The 17435-nt window shown below is 57.1% G+C and carries 17 protein-coding genes; 6 read left to right on the plus strand and 11 right to left on the minus strand.

The genetic code is table 11. The features are described from left to right. Positions 1 to 6 precede the first annotated feature (6 nt). From GC165_13850 to GC165_13860, 3 genes are read left to right on the plus strand one after another with little or no spacing between them, the layout of a single operon-like run. Positions 7 to 741 carry an HAD-IA family hydrolase gene (locus tag GC165_13850; GenBank protein ID MBI1333951.1) on the plus strand — a complete coding sequence of 245 codons (735 nt, stop codon included), beginning with the start codon at positions 7 to 9 and terminating at the stop codon, positions 739 to 741. Further along, positions 692 to 3853, plus strand: coding sequence for a hypothetical protein (locus GC165_13855; protein ID MBI1333952.1), 3162 nt, complete (start codon positions 692 to 694; stop codon positions 3851 to 3853). Before GC165_13850 ends, GC165_13855 begins: the two co-directional genes overlap by 50 nt. Then, complete coding sequence (locus tag GC165_13860) at positions 3853 to 4743, plus strand: GTPase Era (GenBank protein MBI1333953.1); 891 nt, start codon at positions 3853 to 3855, stop codon at positions 4741 to 4743. The genes GC165_13855 and GC165_13860 overlap by 1 nt, the downstream gene beginning before the upstream one ends. On the opposite strand, the gene GC165_13865 is transcribed toward GC165_13860, so the two are convergent. From GC165_13865 to secD, 4 genes are all read right to left on the minus strand, one after another. Beyond that, positions 4744 to 6480 (minus strand): hypothetical protein, encoded by a 1737-nt coding sequence (locus GC165_13865; GenBank protein MBI1333954.1) that lies wholly within the window; start codon positions 6478 to 6480, stop codon positions 4744 to 4746. After that, entirely contained in the window at positions 6477 to 6722 is a 246-nt protein-coding gene (locus tag GC165_13870; protein MBI1333955.1) for a hypothetical protein, read from the minus strand. The genes GC165_13865 and GC165_13870 overlap by 4 nt, the downstream gene beginning before the upstream one ends. Continuing rightward, positions 6719 to 7228, minus strand: coding sequence for a sigma-70 family RNA polymerase sigma factor (locus GC165_13875; GenBank protein ID MBI1333956.1), 510 nt, complete (start codon positions 7226 to 7228; stop codon positions 6719 to 6721). The genes GC165_13870 and GC165_13875 overlap by 4 nt, the downstream gene beginning before the upstream one ends. Before the next feature lie 95 nt (positions 7229 to 7323). Continuing rightward, positions 7324 to 9843 (minus strand): protein translocase subunit SecD, encoded by a 2520-nt coding sequence (gene secD / locus GC165_13880; GenBank protein ID MBI1333957.1) that lies wholly within the window; start codon positions 9841 to 9843, stop codon positions 7324 to 7326. Here secD and GC165_13885 point away from each other — a divergent pair. Beyond that, the gene (locus tag GC165_13885) at positions 9843 to 10403 is read left to right on the plus strand and encodes a hypothetical protein (protein MBI1333958.1); all 561 of its coding nucleotides are present in this window, start codon (positions 9843 to 9845) and stop codon (positions 10401 to 10403) included. The two genes, secD and GC165_13885, sit on opposite strands and share 1 nt — an antisense overlap. Then, positions 10400 to 11215, plus strand: a complete 816-nt coding sequence (gene kdsA / locus GC165_13890; GenBank protein MBI1333959.1) for a 3-deoxy-8-phosphooctulonate synthase — start codon at positions 10400 to 10402, stop codon at positions 11213 to 11215. The genes GC165_13885 and kdsA overlap by 4 nt, the downstream gene beginning before the upstream one ends. Before the next feature lie 4 nt (positions 11216 to 11219). Here the strand turns inward: kdsA and GC165_13895 are convergent, their stop codons facing one another. Both GC165_13895 and GC165_13900 read right to left on the minus strand, forming a co-directional pair. Further along, positions 11220 to 12113: a hypothetical protein gene (locus tag GC165_13895; protein ID MBI1333960.1), complete on the minus strand. Its 894-nt coding sequence runs from the start codon at positions 12111 to 12113 to the stop codon at positions 11220 to 11222. Further along, the gene (locus GC165_13900) at positions 12110 to 12349 is read right to left on the minus strand and encodes a FeS-binding protein (GenBank protein ID MBI1333961.1); all 240 of its coding nucleotides are present in this window, start codon (positions 12347 to 12349) and stop codon (positions 12110 to 12112) included. Before GC165_13900 ends, GC165_13895 begins: the two co-directional genes overlap by 4 nt. A 57-nt stretch (positions 12350 to 12406) precedes the next feature. On the opposite strand from GC165_13900, the gene GC165_13905 reads away from it, so the two are divergent. Further along, positions 12407 to 13552: a 2-isopropylmalate synthase gene (locus tag GC165_13905; GenBank protein ID MBI1333962.1), complete on the plus strand. Its 1146-nt coding sequence runs from the start codon at positions 12407 to 12409 to the stop codon at positions 13550 to 13552. Here the strand turns inward: GC165_13905 and GC165_13910 are convergent. From GC165_13910 to GC165_13930, 5 genes are all read right to left on the minus strand, one after another. Beyond that, positions 13549 to 14280, minus strand: coding sequence for a hypothetical protein (locus tag GC165_13910; protein MBI1333963.1), 732 nt, complete (start codon positions 14278 to 14280; stop codon positions 13549 to 13551). The two genes, GC165_13905 and GC165_13910, sit on opposite strands and share 4 nt — an antisense overlap. Positions 14281 to 14320: 40 nt before the next feature. Then, complete coding sequence (locus GC165_13915) at positions 14321 to 15583, minus strand: 2-oxo acid dehydrogenase subunit E2 (protein MBI1333964.1); 1263 nt, start codon at positions 15581 to 15583, stop codon at positions 14321 to 14323. Between the two features lie 4 nt (positions 15584 to 15587). Then, entirely contained in the window at positions 15588 to 16541 is a 954-nt protein-coding gene (locus tag GC165_13920; GenBank protein MBI1333965.1) for a phenylalanine 4-monooxygenase, read from the minus strand. Between the two features lie 23 nt (positions 16542 to 16564). Further along, positions 16565 to 16933, minus strand: coding sequence for a hypothetical protein (locus GC165_13925; protein ID MBI1333966.1), 369 nt, complete (start codon positions 16931 to 16933; stop codon positions 16565 to 16567). 179 nt (positions 16934 to 17112) lie between these two features. Next, a complete protein-coding gene (locus GC165_13930; protein ID MBI1333967.1) occupies positions 17113 to 17397 on the minus strand; it encodes a hypothetical protein in 285 nt (94 codons plus the stop codon). Positions 17398 to 17435 lie beyond the last annotated feature (38 nt).

The following is a 17435-nucleotide window of genomic DNA, read 5'->3' on the forward strand; positions in this document are numbered from 1 at the left end:
TGATAGGTGCGGGCATCAGATTCAACGGAACCTGTAAAAGCCATTCTCTTCGATGTAGACGGAACGTTATTAAACGGGTTGTCTATGGTCGTCGCCGGTCTCGGCGATGCGTTCGAAAAGTACGGAACCCACCGCCCGAGCGATGAGGAGATTCTCGCCCTCATCGGCATCCCGCTTTCCAAACAAATGACGCTCTTCGGCTGTTCCCCAAAGAACGACGCAGAGCTCGACGAAATGATTCGATACACCATCGAGCGATACGAGGCTCACAATCACCTCGAAGTCGAATACGATGAAGCCGTCGAAGCCCTCACCCTCGCTTTCAAATCGGGTCTTGGCGTTGCCCTCGTAACGAGCCGCAACCACCTCGAAATCGACATCCTGAAAAGCCGCTTCTCCGCGTGGGATTCAATTCACCACGCCATCTGCGCCTCCGATGTCGAGAACCCGAAGCCGCACGCCGACAGCGCCCTGCTCGCAATGGAGAAGTTGGGCGTCCAGCCGCATGAAGCCGTGCTGGTCGGCGACTCGATTTTCGACCTCAAGTGCGCCAAATCCGCCGGAATCCGGTGTGGAGCCGCCCTCTACGGCGCCGGTAAGAAGGAAGACCTTCTCGCCGAAGCCCCCGATTACATTTTTACGACCCCCAAGGACCTGCTGGAGTGGGTCCAGAACCAAATTGAGCAAAGTCATGCCAAGGAAGAAGACAACCGACCAACCGATTTCCAACCTCGAAGTTAAGGCCAAGAAGCCAGCGACCTCCAAAAACAAGACCGCCAAGCCTAAGGCCGATTCACTGAACGAAGAACTCGCTAGCGTCCTCGGAGAGGACGTCTCTCTCGTTTTCCGCGCCCCGTCTGCCAAAGCCAAAGCCCCCAAGGCCGAGGCGAAGGCCGTCGTCGCCGCTCCTACGCCTGCAGTCGAGCGTCCAAAGCCAGCCCGCGGCCAGAAGGCCAAAGCTGTCGAGCCGGACTCCGACGAATGGGACGCCGATCTGCCGATTCCGCAGTTCCGAACTCGCAACGAGAAGCCGCAAGCCGAGTCCCGCCCCGCCCGCCAGGCCGAAACGCAAGCCAAACAGCCCCAAGCCAGGCTTGGCAAGCGACGCGGTGAAGCATCGCAAAAGCCTGCCGAACCGGAAGTCGAAACGCCTCGCTTCGACGATGAAGGCGCTGCCCCAATGCGCGAATACGAACCGACCGAGTCGTTCGAATTTGAAGATGAAGGCCGCACCATCACCGTCAACATGCGCGAGCGTGTGGCCGTTGAGCCGAAGGAAACAACCAGCCGAACCAGGTTTTCCAATCAAAAGGTCAGTGAGCCGCCAGCCAAGCCCGAACCCGAAAAGGTCGTTATTCCTCCACGCGCGCTGATCGACATCCCCGAGGATGCCCCACAGATCGTGCTTCGTAACGGCGTTCCGACGCTCGTCCGCGAGTCGCGCGTTTATCCTAATTTCTGGTTCTACGCCGCTCCGCCCGACGAAGATCGCCTCAATACCGTCCTCGAAGAGATTCGACAGGCTTCCGAAGCCGGACTGCACGTCTTCGTCATCGGCGTCGAGGCCGTCTGCGACCAGCACCACTTCAATAGCCTGGTCGAAAAGTGCCGAGTGCTGTTGGCCCGCATTGTCAAGGTCGATAGCGAAGCCCAAGTCGTCTTCCACCTTGATCTTGTGGCTCCGAAGGGTTGGGAAATCGACTTCCCCGAAGGCGTTTACCGCGACACCAACGGTGACCTCGCCGAGCCGAGCCTTAGCGATGACAAGTTCTGGGCCAACCTTGACAATCTCATTCGAGACTTCTCAAAGAACCTGCTCGGCGTCGCAAACGCGGAACACATCCTCGGCCTGGACCTCGACAAGGACGGCTGGTCCATCCGCCCCGAGCACAGCTTTGACATCTCGGTTGCCAGCAAGCGCAAGTTCAAGGAGTGGGTGCGCGAGCGATACCAAGGTGATGTTGTCCTCTTAAGGGCGTCTTGGTTCGACGGATCCGCCGACTTCGAATCCATCCGAATCCCGGATATTTCGTCGAAGAAGCGCAAGGGGCGTCTCGTCGAAGGCGACCGTAAAGAGCGGCCCGTCGTCGACTACTTCCTCTTCCTCAGCGATCTCTCCGCCCGCCGCATTGCCGATCTCGCCTACGCCGTCAAGGAGTCGTCCGAAGGGCGGTTTATCGTCGGCACGCGATACGGAAAAACCTTCCAAAACTATCGCCCTGGATCGGGCCAGCTTTCGCTTGGCAAGATTCTTCGCACACCCGAAATCGACTTCATCTCAGCAAGCCCGAGCAACCGAAATCGGCAGGCAAGCGGAGTCTCGTCGTTCGAGTCGCCAGTGGACAGCTACGCCCTCAACGGCAAGCTCTTCATTTCGCTCGAAGACTTCAAGACTTCCCTCTCCAACCGGCCCGAGCCCGAGCTTGGCACTCCGACCATTCGCACCCCACAAGGTCTCGAAGCGGTCCATCGCCGCGGCTTCGGCGCGTCCTGCTCGCACCAAACCGGCATTTGCTGGAGCGATCAGTGGGGCAACGGCTGGCTGACCGCCGCCTCCGTTTGGGAGCGAGCCAAGGCCCTCTTGGAGCTTTCCGTCCGCTCGATGTCGGTCAACTGCTCCGACCCCGACGTTGCCGTCTTCATTGATGAGCGAGCCCTGGGCTACTTGGTTGACACCGAATGCTTCGGATCGTTGATTGAGCAGTCGCTGGAGTCGATCGGTCGCGCCGGCGTCAGCTACGGCCTTTACCTCCTCAGCGACTTGACCCACCGAGTCAAGTTCCCCGAATGTAAGGTCTACATGTTCCTCAATGCGTGGGATATCCGCCCGGACCTTCGTAGCGCCATCAAGCAACGCCTGCACAAGGACGGCAAGCTCCTATTCTGGGTGTACAGCGCGGGCATGTTCGACAATGGCCGCGAGTCCCTGGAGCGAGCCCGCGAGGTCACCGGCATCGCCATTCGCCCGCAACCGATCTTCAGCCGTCCAGGCACTGGCATTCTCGACCGACGAAACGTCCTCGCCCAGGCTTTCCCGGGCAATGTGATCCAATCCGAGAAGGCGGTTGAGCCAACCTACTTCGCCGTCCCAGAAGATGGCGCCGTCATCGGCGAATACACGCAAACCGGCCTTCCTAGCTTCGTCCTCCGCGACATTTCGGTCGAAGAATCCAAGCAGACTTGGTCCAGCGCATTCCTCGGCGAAACGACGATCAACTCCGCCCTCGTTCGTGCCTTGGCGCAGAAGGCAGGAGCGCATGTGTGGAGCTTCCACGAAGACGTCATCCACGTTCGACCGCCGTTCCTCACCGTTCACTGCACCGGCGACGGACAGCGAACCATCGCCCTTCCTGGCAAATGGAGCGCCTACAACCTCCTGACCGCCGAATGGGTGGCCGTCGATTCGACGAACATCAAGTTCAGTTCGCCGGACGGCGTTACGCACATGTTCCTCATCGGCACCACCGACGAGATTCGTCAAATCCTCGAAGCCAACCCGCGAAGCCTGCTTCGGATGGCCGAGCTTCCGGCTCGCGAATCGAATATCCGAATGGATATCAGTTCGTTCGACGTTCCGATCATGCGACTCGGCGAATGGGCCTCGGAGAACGACGTCGAGGACTCTCTCGACGAATGGTTCCTCCGCCCGCAAGACGACGAACCGTACGAGGAGGACGCCTCGCTCGCGCCCGGAACCGTTCAGCGAACGACCGGCCGACGCCGGTCCAAGCGGGATCGACGCCAGCGCAAAGCGAGCTTTGCCGACCAGGTCGATTTCGATCCGACCGGCGAAGAGAAGCTGAAGGATAAGGGCGACGTGGAGCTGAATATCCTGTTTAGGAAGCGAGATTGATGGCGCATCGATTCGGCCATGTCGCCGTTGTTGGTCAGCCGAACGTCGGCAAGAGCACGCTCATCAATTTCATCGTCGGCCACAAGGTCAGTATCGTCAGTAGCAAGCCCCAGACCACGCGCAAGCGTGTGATGGGGATTGTGACCAGACCCGAATACCAAATCGCCTTCATCGACACGCCGGGTATCCATGAACCCCATAACCGCCTTCAGCGGTCGATGGTCGAGCAAGCCCGTGGCTCGCTAGACGGTATCGACGTTATCTTGGTTGTCGTGGATGGAGCCAAGGCACCCGACGAAATCGATGAATCGATCGCCAAGCTGGTCCGGACCAACAAGTCCGTGCCCGTCGTCCTGTGCCTTAACAAAATGGACCACCTCAAGGCGGAGCACGTCGTGCGCCACGTCGAAGCCTACGGCGAGATGTTTGGGACCGACGAATACATGCTGACGACTGCCACTAAGGGGCAGAACGTCGGCAAGCTCCTGGATATCGTCTTGAGCCACCTGCCGGAGCGAGCACCGTTCTATCCCGAAGACGAATTCACCGACCAAACGGCACGGTTTATCGCCGCTGAATATGTTCGAGAGAAAATCCTGTTGAAGACTCGGCAGGAAGTTCCGCACGCGACCGCGGTAGTCGTCGAGAGTTGGGATGAGAGAGCCGATGGTATCGTCCATATTTCCGCCTCGATCATCGTGGACAAGGACAGTCAGCGTGCCATTCTCCTTGGCAAGCACGGTCAGTTCATCAAAACCGTTGGCACCGAAGCTCGGGCAGATTTGGAAGAAATGCTCGGTCACCAAGTCTTCTTGGAACTGCATGTGCGGGTCCAGGCCGGTTGGCGACAGAACCCGCGCATGCTCCACGAGCTTGACTACGACGGCTAGCTAAAACGACGCAAACTGCTTGCGGATATCGTTCGTTCGCTCCAATTCTCGCGCCATCATCGCCGAAGCTCCTCGGTTGTACTGAGCCATGAAGATCGATCCCACGATCAGCAAGGCAACGCCCGTCGTCAGGCCCGACCATCTCGGTTGATCGGGTTCGAGCGATCGCTGGGAGACCAAGAGCAACGTACCACCCCCCAGGATGAATCCCAGCGGCAAGAAGAGATCGCCATGCCAAAAGGCGAGGTTCTCGACCGCATGGAAGGCGAATAGGACCAAGCCGACCGACGACGCCCAAGGCCCAAGCGGCATTTGCCCCTTCTGGGAAACATACAGGATCAAGAATAGGAAAGTCGCTGCCATCGTCTGGTTAGTCAACCATCCGCAGGCGAAAATACATCCAAGCAAGATCACTCCTACCAAACGGTCGCTTCCCTTCTCGCGACGAAGCGTCGCGATCGTCGCCCAAATCCAAGTCAGCGTAAACGGAAATTCGAGGTATCTCGATCCCAGCGAATAGTTCGCCATATAGCCCCAGTCGTGCCAGCAAAGCATGGAGATCATGAGTCCACCCACGAGGATCGTCCAGGCTAGCCATCGGTTGCCAAGGTTCTTGCCCTTTGCCCGGGACCAGAACCATGCCGGGACCGCCACGAGCAACGAGAGAAGACCGGTACCAACCATGATCGGCCCGAACTGAGCCACGTACATTTCCCGTGGGTTGTCTTCTCCGGCATAGAAGTGAAGGGTGATGTCTTTTTTCGCTATTTCCAGCGAATGGTTCCAATCGGCGGCACTGCCGGATTTCAGAAAAGTGCCCTTCACCTTCGCGGCTTCCGACTCGTTGACCAGCTTCCTCCAATCACCATAGGGCTTGCTACTGTTCCACAACCCGTGCCGAAGCACCCGCACTCCCACCAGCGCGGCAATCGGAGTTGGGCAGGAATGGATCATCGCATCGCCCAGACTCATTTCGGCAACCCGAACCGAGAGTGGGTTCTTTGCTTCCGCCACATCTTTGCTGATACCGGAGGCGGCGGCATAATGGGGGTAAGTGACTCCGGCCCAAATGGGCAGAACGAGTCCGCTGGGGAAATCCATGTAGGAACTGCGGAACGTCGCCTCTCGACAGCGAACCTCGTCGTCGACATAGTCCTCGTACTTCGTCGGAAACGGTTGGGCGGTAAGAGCTTCTTCCGCTATGCCGTTATCACCCGCCAGAGTTAGGAAATGGAACTCTCTCTCTCGCCAGTACCAGTTATCCGGTTCCTTGGCTGCAACCTCGCCTGCTAGCTTAGCTAATTTTTGGGCCTGTTCCTTCAGTAGATTCTTGTCGCGAACACCTTTGAGACTCGTCAGTGACAAACTGATGCGCATCAGATGAGCCTTTGCCTTGAGGTCATCGGGGTGGTCTTGAACATACTTCTCCAGCGCCGACGTGGGGATGCGCCCTGCTTCCGATTCTTGATTCCACTTGTTCATCGTTTGGACCAGAATTGCCCCCAATTGGCTATCCCGACCAGCGTCGGACGGACCGTCAGGGTCCGGCAGGGTCCACGCTCCAAGGTTGATCGGATTGGTGCGGTCGGTGGTACTGACAATGTCCATTCGCGCCAGCGAAGCCTGCCCCATCAGCAAGCGAACACCCATGAGCATCGCGCTTCGAAATGAGGCGACGACGACCGAGCAAACGACGACGACGGCGAGAATCGTGAGCGTCCGGCGGTCGCTCTTCACTGGGCCACCTCCGTCGCAACCAAGTCATGCTCAATGTACTCCCGGGCCACCGGAGGTTGAATCGACGCCTTCGAGGAAAACTGGAGGCTTGACAAGCCGATCAAGGCTAAGGCGATGATAGCGGTCACCACCGAGTCGATAGCTGCCATTCGGCGTTCTGCTCGCGAATAGAGGTTCGGGGGAACTTGCGTGGCCTGTACCTTGTCACGCGAGTACTTCAGAAGCTGATCGAGCCGGTTCATTCACCCATCCTCCTCTGCAGCTCTTTCTTGGCATGGCTGAACCGGCTGGCAACGGTACCCTCAGGAATCCCCAGCGCTTGCCCAGCTTCCGCATAGGAGAATCCATAGACAGCCACGAGCAGAATCACCTCACGAAAGTCGTCTTTCAGGCTGGCGATGATCGTTCGAAGCTCGATCAACTGCGGGTCCTGCTCCCCGGGGACGGCCGCGTTGGGCGGAATCGGAACCCACTTCGGACGCCTTCGCCAAAGAGACTTGGCTTTGTTCGCTACGACCTTGGCAATCCAAGCCTCGGGTTGGTCAAACGAGGCCAGCCGTTCCCGGTGCTGCCAAATCTTGATCAGTACGTCTTGGGCCAAATCTTCGGCCAAAGAGTGATCGAGGGTCAGGGCGTAGGAAAGCTTGAAAACTAATTCTCGGATCGAGTCAAAGTCGCGCTGAAAGGCGCGGTCCCGATCCCGCGAGATCGCCAAGGCTTCGATGGCATTCCAGGTAAGTTCGGCCATAACTATGAAGACCCCGACCTCTGCCCAATCCTTCAATAAAAGAATGAGCAGCGTTTCTGCTGCTCATTCTAACCGAATCCGAGTCGCTTTCTCGGTTAGTCGATCTCTTTCCAGCTGTCCTTGACAGTGTCCTTGGCACGGCGTCGGACCTGGCCATACGACCGTCCCGTTTCGCTCGTATTGGCTTGCGTTCGCGGCACCGTCTGGTGAGTCGAGGAGCGAACCGAAGCCGACCGCTTGATCTCTGCCTTGGCGAGGCCAACCAATCCAGCGCCCTCACCCTGCTTCTTGACGGTCGCCTTATCCCAGAGATAGAGAATCGGCGAGGCGTTGTAGATCGAAGAGTAAGTACCGGAAACAATACCGATCAGCATCGTAACCACGAAGAACTTCAGGTCCGGCGTCGGAGTTCCAAAGAGGACCAGAATGAGGAGCGTCACGATAACCGTTCCCGACGTGTTCAACGATCGAGAGAACGACTGCGTGATCGATCGGTTCATCAGGTGCTCCAGGTCTTCACCCGCTTCCGGATGATGCAGGTTCTCACGAATTCGGTCGAAGATAACAATCGTATCGTGAACCGAGAAGCCGATGATCGTCAGCATCGCGGTCAAGAACAGAGAGCTGATGTCCCACTTGAAGACGAAGCCGAAGAACGCCGCCATGAAGATGACGACAAGGATGTCGTGGAATAGAGCGCCAATCGCCGAAAGACCGAACTTCAAGCCGCCCTTAAATCCGCCGACCGAGAAGCCGAACCGGAATGCGAGGTAGCCGATGATCAACAAGATCGATACGGCGACGCCGGTGATAGCGCTGATCTGGACTTCCTTCTGTAGCGTCGGACCAACCGTCTGGATGCCTTCAAAGTGCGCATCCGGGATGCCAGCCGCAGTCGCGATGGTTGTCGCGCGATCCTTGTCGGCAACGTTCTTCAGGGCTTCTTCCGGCACCGAAATAATGGCGACTCGGCCCTTATCCGTTTCGGAACCAAACTTGACGGTCGAACCTTTGTACCCAGCCTTGTCCAGACTGTCGCCGATCATCTTTTCGGTAACGTTTGCGCCAACGGAGTACTGAGCCTCGGAACCACCCTGCAGTTCAACGTTCAGCTTAAAGCCACCCGCCGGGACAAACAGCATGCCGAAGACGACGGTGATGGCCGAGATCAGGAACCACTTCTTGGACTTCTGCAGAACCGGCATGACGCCATCGGTCTTCTTCAGGAATGCGCCAAACCAATCTCGGTCGATGGCGTACCACTTTTCGTGGTCGCCGATGCCGGAGTCCACAAAGAAGAACAGGAGCGATCGGGTGACCGTCACCGCGGTGAAGAGCGAAATGACGACGCCGATAATCAGGGTCGTGGCAAAGCCTTTAACCGGTCCCGTGCCAATGTTTGAAAGCACCAAACAAGTGAGGATGGTACAGGCGTTCGAGTCGACAATGGCCGGCAAAGCGCGTTTGAAGCCTATCTCGATGGCCGCGTGAAGCGACCTGCCATTCTTCATCTCCTCCTTAAAGCGTTCAAAGACGAGAATATTCGCGTCGACCGCCATGCCTACCGATAAGATAAAGCCCGCAATGGCCGCAAGCGAGAAGGTGGCATTGATGAATTTCAGAGCCGCCAAGGTCAAGCCAGTGTAGAGAAGTAGGGCGAGGAAGGCGACGAAGCCAGCGAAAGCGTAGTAAACGATCAGGTAGACGCTGATGATCGAGAACGCGATGATTCCCGCAGTGAGAATCTTGTTGTACGCCGTAGCACCGATGGTGGCGCTGACGTTATAAGCGCCAAGCTCGTGCAGGTTCGCTGGTAGCGAACCACCGTTGATGAGATCGACCAGAGCAAGAACGTATTGGTTGGTGAAGTTGCCTTCGGTTACGCAGTTCTGTTCGAGCCGCGTATCCTTCTTCATGTTCGCGATGCTAAGGACCTTGCCATCGAGAACGACCGCCAACGGCTCCTCTTTGCCGAAGTAGCGGGTGCTCCAAGCGGACATCTTTCGCTGGCCGTCAACACTGAATTCCATCAGCGGCTGGTAACCGTCGCCGCCTGGTTTGGGTTCGGCTTTGGCATCCTTGACGTCGGTACCGGCGAGAATTAGGGTCCACCCCTGAATCATCTCCTTATATTCGTCAGATTTCGGCTCAACTTTCTTGCCGTCACTGACTCTGACAAAGTGAACCAGCGGGTCGTTGGGATTCTCGCTCGCAGCCGGCATGTACGTTCGCTTCTGGTCTTGACCAGAAACGACGTTGCGGGCGTGGTAGAACTCCATGCGCGCACTGGTACCCATGACCTCACGGGCCTTTTGGATATCGGTTTCGCCGGGGAGTTCGACAATCACCTGATCGTCGCCCTTGGCGGCAACCAATGGCTCAGCGGCACCCATGCCCATGGCTCGACGCTGGAGGACCTTGATGATCTGACCTCGGGCTTCTTCCATGGAAACCTTGCCTTCGAGGTCCTTTGTGATCTCGAGTCGGTAGGTCAGACGAGTTCCACCCGTGATGTCGAGACCAAAAATCGTTTTTAGTTTGAAATCGCCCAGGAGCGCCAGAGCTGCTAGCGCGAGGACAATTAAAAGGAAGTAGAAGCTTTTACGGCGTTGCAATGCTAAATGGCCACTCCTGGCGTTTTGAACACGTTAGTATACCGACTTATGTCCTATCGCCGAAACGAGGGACCTGCCCTGCGCATCTAACTTATGAGTTCGCTCATAATGAAGTTATGATCACCGCCGCCGCTTCCCTGTTTCTGGCCCTCGGCTTTCAAGAAGTCGCCCCGACCGTCGCCTTCAAAGTCGAGTCCTTTAAGAAGGACGTCGTCAAGGGCACGGTAACCGTCTCGATCCCGCAGGGATGGCACGCCTACCAGAACCCGCCGAAGGACGAATACGAAAATCCGCTGACTCTGACGGCGAAGACGAAAGGCTTTAAGCTCGCCAAGATCACCTATCCGAAGGGCGAACCGATGACCTCGTTCGGCACCGACACGCTGGTCTACCAGGGCGACGTCAAGATTCCGTTCGAAGGCAAGATCGAGAAGGCTCTGCAACCGAAGAAGGGAGTTTACAGCGTCGATTTCGACATCAGCTATCAGATTTGCAACGAATCGACCTGCAAGCCGCCGTCCTCGGTGAAGGCAACCCTGAACATTAAGGTCGGTAAGTGACGCCCTTTTCGGTTGGAAATTTCACCGTCGGTGACGGTTCACTCACGATCATCGGCGGACCTTGTCTTGCCGAATCTCTCGCTTTGTGTGAAGAGGTGGCTGGTGTTACGGCCGAGGCATGTAAGAAACTGGGCCTCAACTATATTTTCAAAGCATCCTTTGATAAGGCCAATCGCACCTCGGGTGGTTCGGTTCGCGGGTTTGGAATCGGCGAGGGCCTCGGAATCATTCATTCGGTCGGGAAGCGGTTCGGCCTACCGACCACCACGGACATCCACTTGCCCGACCAAGCTCAGGTCGCAGCCGAGGTGGTTGATGTTCTTCAGATCCCGGCTTTTCTCTGTCGTCAGTCCGATATTCTTGAGGCGGCCGCGAAGACTGGCAAGCCTGTCAACGTAAAGAAGGGCCAGTTCTTGGCTCCGCACGACACCAAGAATATCGTTGCCAAGCTCCAGTCGTTTGATTCGAAAGGAATCATGCTGACCGAGCGCGGGACGACCTTTGGCTACAACACGTTGATCGTCGATATGCCCGGCCTGGAAGTGATGCGCTCGCTCGGAGTTCCGGTTTGCTTCGACGCGACGCACTCGGCCCAGCGGCCCGGCGGAGCAGGAACGGCGACCGACGGAGTCCGCGAGAGCATTCCGGCGATGGTGCGCGCGGCGATCGCCGTGGGCGTCGACGCCCTGTTCTTGGAAGTTCATCCCGATCCCGACAAAGCTTTGAGCGACTCGGCTACGCAATGGAAGCTGTCTCGGATCATGGAAATCCTCGAACCTGCGGTCGCAATCCACTCAGCGCTCAAGGGCTAAGAAGCTACATCGTCTGGTAGAACCAGCGCTTGTTATTGACAATCATGCTCGGGTGCCAGTCGTGACCCCAATCGATCGTCTCCAGGTGCTTCTTTCCCGGCAAAGCGTCGAACGCCATTTGTAAATTGGGTGGTCGGCAAGATGGGTCGCGCAAACCAACGAGCACGTGGGTCGGCTTGTCGCAGTACTCGGCCTGATAGATCGTGTCGTAGTAGCTGAGCGTGTTTAGCACCCGCTCACGGCCAATCGGAATGCCGTTCATAAAGTCGGCAAGCTCCTTCATCGGATAGCGATAGGCGTACTTCAGGACCGAATCGCCCATGCCGCACATGAACGGCATGTCGGCGCAGACGGCTTTCACAAAAGGAACCCAAGCCCCGAGCCAAATGCTCATGCCTCCACCCTGGCTCATCCCCGAAACGCCGATCTGGTCTTCGTTCACCTGAACCTGAGCCTGAAAGATGCGCAGGGCGATCACGGCATCCTGGAACATCGAGCGAAAAACCCACGTTTCGGGATCGTCAGCCCCTTCGGAAAAGTAGCCGCGTTCCGGCTTATATGCTTCCTGATGAAAAGCATCTTCGCCATGAAAGTTGAACGACATGCTGACCATGCCCGTTCGAGTCCCGTATTCGTCCGGTAGTTTGGACTCCCGACCGTACGGCGGAACCCATAGAAAGCCGGGCAGGCGGCGTGCCCCTTCGGGATAGGCCAGCCAGCCGTGGCGGGCGCGGCCGGTAATCCCGGCAAAAGAGAATGTCTCGACCACGTGAGTGGGAGATTGATCTGGCACGACCCGAAAACTCGAAACCTTGAGCGGAAAATCCATCGCCTCCGCCACTGCGTCGGCCCAAAACTGCTGGAAATCCTCAGGCTTCTCGTACGGGAGTTCGATCATGCACCGACAGCGCGTTGTTGAGATTCGACGTGGAGGCCTGTGGTCATGAGCCAAGCAATCGTTCGCTGGATGTCTTCGATTGCTCCAGAAAGCTCGATCTGCATGGAGCCGTAGTCGGTGTCCACGTTTGCCTTTACGATGTTGACCTTGACGTTAAAGTCTTTGCAGATTCGCCAAATCCAAGGCTCTTTGGCGGCATCGCTACCACCAGACACGTTTACCAGCACCGAAGTCATTTCGGATCAAGTCTACCCCTCAAGGACGTATAATCCAATGTGAGAGTCTAAACGCAAATGAGTACACGAGTTTATGTCTTCGACACAACGCTGAGAGATGGTGAGCAGAGCCCTGGGGTTCGACTCAGCCTTGACGAAAAGCTGGAGATCGGACATCAACTAGTGCGCCTAGGCGTGGACATCATCGAGGCCGGATTTCCCATTTCCTCGCCCGGCGACTTCGAGAGCGTGAACACCCTCGCTCGCGAATTGAAAGGCGTCACGATTTGCGGCCTGACGAGGGCTCGCCAGAAGGACATCGAAGTGGCGGCCGAGGCACTTCAACCCGCCGAGCGACGCCGCATCCATACCGGTTTGGGTGTGAGCGAAAACCACCTGGTTTACAAGCTCAAGATGAGTAAGGAAGAGGCGCTTGAGACCGGCGTGAAGGCCGTCAAGTGCGCCCGCCAGTTCACCGACGACATCGAGTACTTCATGGAAGACTCCGGCCGAGCCGATCTCGACTACGTTTATAAGGTGGTCGAAGAAGTCATCAAGGCCGGGGCCACGGTCATCAACGTGCCCGACACGACCGGCTTCACCTACCCGACCGAGTACTACAGCCTCATGAAGGGGATCGTCGACAACGTTCCCAACATCGATAAGGCGATTCTGAGTTGCCACTGCCACAACGACCTCGGCATGGCCACGGCCAATACCCTCAGCGGAGTTTTGGGCGGCGCAAGGCAAGTCGAGGTGACCGTCAATGGCATCGGCGAACGGGCCGGTAACACCGCGCTCGAAGAGGTCGTGATGGCGATGTACATTCGACGCGATAAGTTCGATATGGCGACGCGAATCGACACCACCCAGCTCATCCAGACTTCGCAGATGGTATCTCGGCTGACGGGCATGATGGTTCAGCGCAACAAGGCGGTGGTGGGCGCAAACGCCTACGCCCATAGCAGCGGCATCCACCAGGACGGTGTCCTGAAGGAACGTTCGACATACGAAATCATCGATCCGTCGCTGGTCGGCGCGCTGAAGAGCGAAATCGTGCTGACGGCGAGGTCAGGCCGACACGGCCTGAAGCACCGACTTCAGGAGCTTGGATACGAGTTCACGCCGGAGCGGTTCGAGCAGATTTACGCTCGATTCCTAGAGATCGCCGACACCGTAAAGGAAGTCAACGATGAGCACCTGCGCGAACTCGTTGCCAGTTAGTTGACCCGGAAGGATTCGGCGACCTGTTTGTCGATGGTCGTCACCACTTCGGGAGATTCTTCGGTGATGAACCGGATCGAGTAGAGGTCCTTGCCGTTCGGGATGACGTAGCTGACTTGAGTGAAGTTGGCTCCGTCAACCAGTTGCCAAGTGTCCTGCATGCGCAGAGCTTGGCCGATCGGCAAGGTTACCTTGGTCGCCGTCGGCTTGGTCTTAAACTGACCGTCTTCCGACTTTTCCGCGTCCTCCCAGTTCCAGTTTCCACCCTGGGATTGCTTCAAAACGTAGAACTGAGTCGGCTTCTCGCCGGGGATCGGCTTACTGCTGTTGATGCAGTGGATGATGATTCCCTTCTCTTTGAGCTTAGCAAGGGCTTCCGCTTCGGCCTTCTTCGCGTCTGCATCCATCTTGGCCGACATCTTGTTGAGGGCGTCCATCGCCGCCGCCGCATCTCCGTTGCCCGAATCGCCGCCTGATGGCATCGGAGGCATTCCGCCGTCACCACCGGACGACCCCATGCCCGACATGAGATCGGCTTGACTCATGCTCGAAGAGACGCCGACCCGCCATCCCGACGGTACGCCGAGCGAGACGGTCTTATCGTCGCTATCGGCCTGAGTTGCTCCCGGCGGGAGCGCGAAAGCCGTCTTGGTTGTGTTGATAGCGGGGCCGCTGCTGCATCCGATCAAGGCGACCAGCGAAACCCCAAAAACGTATGCCCGTTTCATTCAGATAATAGTACTAACTATTATTTGGCGAAGATGCATTTTATTTGAAGAAATCGAAATTCTGGAGCTTGTCTCGCACGCTTGCCAAAAAGGCCCCTGCCGCCATTCCATCGATGATCCGGTGATCGTAGGTCAGAACCAGGTGCATCACCGACCGAATCGCGATCATATCGTTGATGATGACAGGCATCTTCTTGATGGCGTACGTACCGAGGATTCCGGCTTGCGGAGCATTGATCATTGGCGTACCGAAGAGCGCGCCGTACGTGCCCGGGTTGGTGAGGGTAAACGTTCCGCCCTGCACGTCTTCCGGCTTCAGCGAGTTGCTTCGAGCCTTCTTGGCGATGCCTTCGAGGTCTTTTGCAATGTCGATCAACGTCTTCTTGTGGCAGTCCTTGATGACGGGAACGATCAGGCCGCCCTCGCCCTTTGCGCCAAGCGCGACGGCGACGCCCATATGCACGGCGTTGTTCTTCAGGACGTTTCCGTCCGCCTGCAAGGCGGAGTTGACGCCAGGAAATTCCAGAAGCGCCTCGGTCAGCGCCTTGATGAAGAACGGCGTGTAGGTGAGCTTGACACCGTAGGTGGATTGGAACGACTCTTTGTTCTTCTCGCGGAACTGCACCATGTTGGTCACGTCCACTTCGGTGACTGTGGAAACCGTGGGAACCTGCGAAGACCTCACCATGTGGTCGGCGATCATCTTGCGCATGCCAACCAGAGGAATGACCTCCTGATCGGGACCTGCAACAGTCGGCGCCACCGGCTTGGGTTGGGGTGCGGCTGTCGGAGCCGCTTTCGGCGTTCCGCCGGACTGCAGGTAGCTCTCGACATCCTTCTTGGTGACGCGTCCACCATCGCCCGAACCGACGATGCTCGCCAGGGTCGCTTCTGTAAGCTGATGTTCCTTGGCCATGGCGCGCACGACCGGGGTGTACCACTTCTTCTCGCCCGAACCGGCCGATACCGGCTCGATCACGGGCGCAGGAGATGCCGCCGCCGGAGCCGTTTCCTTAACTGGCTCGGGCTTGGCTTCCGCCTTTGGAGCGGACGCAACCGCACCGCCCTCGGTTTCGATGAAGCCCATGGCTTCGAACACTTTGACGGGGGAGCCTTCGGGGATGGCGATTTCGGCCAACACTCCCGAGGCAGGGGCTTGGAGTTCGGTATTCACCTTATCCGTCATGATCTCAACGACCGGCTCGTCTTCCTTGACCGCATCGCCAACGTTCTTAAGCCAGCGGCTGACGGTTCCTTCGTGAACGGACTCGCCAAGCTCGGGCATCAAGATCTCTACGCGCATTATTTTAGTTTACCGAGCCTGATGCGTTGGCTAATGCAATGTCGCCCGCATTCATGAAACTCTTGAGGTCTTCCTCATTGACCAGGGGCTCGCCAGGCGAGACGTTGTCGAGACGGCCATCCTTCATCCAATGCTCAAGTTCATCGACAAGCGAGAACAGGTGGTCGAAGGATTCGACCCAGAACAAGAGCGGCTGATAGTGATCGATTTCAAAGTATTGGTTGATCACCCACTCCAGTTGGATCGGGTAACGCTGGACGTGGGGCGACTCGATGCAGTGCTCGATTTCTCCGTACGAACTTAGTAGCCCGCTTCCGTAGACCTTGAGGCCATCCTTCCCTTTCATTAGGCCGAATTCGATGGTGAACCAGAAGAACCGAGCCATCGCTTTGATGATGCTTTCCAGTCGGAGGAGTTTCTCGCTCTCGTCCTTGATTCCCGATCCGATCTCGGCGGCCAAGTGGGCAAGTTCGCCAAATCGAACCAGTGTATCGGCAAACGCCTTGTCGGTGTGCATCGGCACGTGCCCAGCGATGTCGTGAAAAATGTCCGGCTCAGGCAGGTAGTCGAGTTTGTCGGCCCGGCGAATCGTGATCGTTGTCGGAAAATCGCGGTTTCGCAAGCAGTCGAAGAAGAGAAAAGCCGGAACGTAGCCTGCGACGGCTTTCGCCTTGAATCCGGTCAAAGGATTCAAAAATCGGTTAACGTCTTCGAGCTTCGGAACCTGGTTCGGGTCGAGACATAGCGACGAAATTCCTTTCAGAAAATGCTCGTTGGCGTACTTCTGCCACCGGGGAAGCATGCGAGCATAGAGCTGACGCCAAGCCTCGTGGTTAGACTCGGTGTACAGTTCAAACGGCTGATGAATGTACAGTTGGCCGTGGGCTTTGGCATCCTCGATGAAAGGAGCCTCGGTGGTGGTTAAACCTCGAACGCCATTGTTCGTCGTCGTGCTCATTCCATTATTTTAGGACGCCGAGATCAGTAAACTCGACGCTCTTCCTGCCGTTTCTTGCGAACTTTGTACAAAGCGACGCCAACGGTGCAAAGGATGGGAATAATCAGAGCCGCGTAGTGACTCCAAAGGGCCTTTCGGCTGAGAACGGTTTCGACATAGGCAAACGAGCGAAGGAAGGAGACCCGCTGAATGCCAAGAAGAATGGCGATGCCAAGCGGAGCAAAGCACCACTTCCACCATTTTGCTTCTTTGTCGTAGTTCGCTTCGTAGCGATACGCGCCGATGAACATCATCACCCCGAAAAAGGAGAAGATGAGCGGAACGATCAATATCTCCATCATGCCCTGAGGACTGCCGGTCGGGCTGGAGATGTCGGGATTGAAAAAGTCCATCTATCCCTATTATGAGCAGGATGCGTGCCAATCAGGATAAGGATGCAAAAGGAATCGTGACTTATCGATTCGAATTCGACAATGAGATTGGCAGTCAGGACTAACGGTCTAGTCGGAGACCGTTAACTAGGTAGAGCCCTCCCAAACCATTCGTCCGAAAGGGCTTCCAACGCTTTGTCCTAGCCGCCTGGAGCCTTGGTGGGGGCTCCTCCGGTGAGAACTTCCGGTGGAGGCGTCTTACCCGCCTTCTGGTACAGTTCCTCGATTCGCTTTTTCTTGGCGTCGGCCGGCATACTCGATCCGTTGATGAGCTTTACCTGCTCTTCAACCGGCATCTTATCGAAGGCGGCTTTGACTTCTTCGTTCGAACCGCCCGAGGGGGCCATGCCCATGCTGCATCCGACGACGCACGCCGCGATTGTGCAGAGAGCCAGGACCTGAAGGTTGAGTTTGATGGTTGGCATTTCGTTTTGAATATCCTTTTCTCGACAGAAAGTCCGGC

The sequence above is a fragment of the Armatimonadota bacterium genome, from assembly GCA_016125185.1.
Classification (GTDB): domain Bacteria; phylum Armatimonadota; class Fimbriimonadia; order Fimbriimonadales; family Fimbriimonadaceae; genus Fimbriimonas.

What these genes read in the sequence shown, in the direction of transcription:
- GC165_13855 (MBI1333952.1), top strand. Translation starts at nt 692, where the DNA reads ATGCCAAGGAAGAAGACAACCGACCAACCGATTTCCAACCTCGAAGTT.
- GC165_13860 (MBI1333953.1), top strand. Translation starts at nt 3,853, where the DNA reads ATGGCGCATCGATTCGGCCATGTCGCCGTTGTTGGTCAGCCGAACGTC.
- GC165_13870 (MBI1333955.1), bottom strand. Translation starts at nt 6,722, where the DNA reads ATGAACCGGCTCGATCAGCTTCTGAAGTACTCGCGTGACAAGGTACAG.
- GC165_13875 (MBI1333956.1), bottom strand. Translation starts at nt 7,228, where the DNA reads ATGGCCGAACTTACCTGGAATGCCATCGAAGCCTTGGCGATCTCGCGG.
- GC165_13885 (MBI1333958.1), top strand. Translation starts at nt 9,843, where the DNA reads ATGCTAAATGGCCACTCCTGGCGTTTTGAACACGTTAGTATACCGACT.
- GC165_13895 (MBI1333960.1), bottom strand. Translation starts at nt 12,113, where the DNA reads ATGATCGAACTCCCGTACGAGAAGCCTGAGGATTTCCAGCAGTTTTGG.
- GC165_13900 (MBI1333961.1), bottom strand. Translation starts at nt 12,349, where the DNA reads ATGACTTCGGTGCTGGTAAACGTGTCTGGTGGTAGCGATGCCGCCAAA.
- GC165_13905 (MBI1333962.1), top strand. Translation starts at nt 12,407, where the DNA reads ATGAGTACACGAGTTTATGTCTTCGACACAACGCTGAGAGATGGTGAG.
- GC165_13910 (MBI1333963.1), bottom strand. Translation starts at nt 14,280, where the DNA reads ATGAAACGGGCATACGTTTTTGGGGTTTCGCTGGTCGCCTTGATCGGA.
- GC165_13915 (MBI1333964.1), bottom strand. Translation starts at nt 15,583, where the DNA reads ATGCGCGTAGAGATCTTGATGCCCGAGCTTGGCGAGTCCGTTCACGAA.
- GC165_13920 (MBI1333965.1), bottom strand. Translation starts at nt 16,541, where the DNA reads ATGAGCACGACGACGAACAATGGCGTTCGAGGTTTAACCACCACCGAG.
- GC165_13925 (MBI1333966.1), bottom strand. Translation starts at nt 16,933, where the DNA reads ATGGACTTTTTCAATCCCGACATCTCCAGCCCGACCGGCAGTCCTCAG.
- GC165_13930 (MBI1333967.1), bottom strand. Translation starts at nt 17,397, where the DNA reads ATGCCAACCATCAAACTCAACCTTCAGGTCCTGGCTCTCTGCACAATC.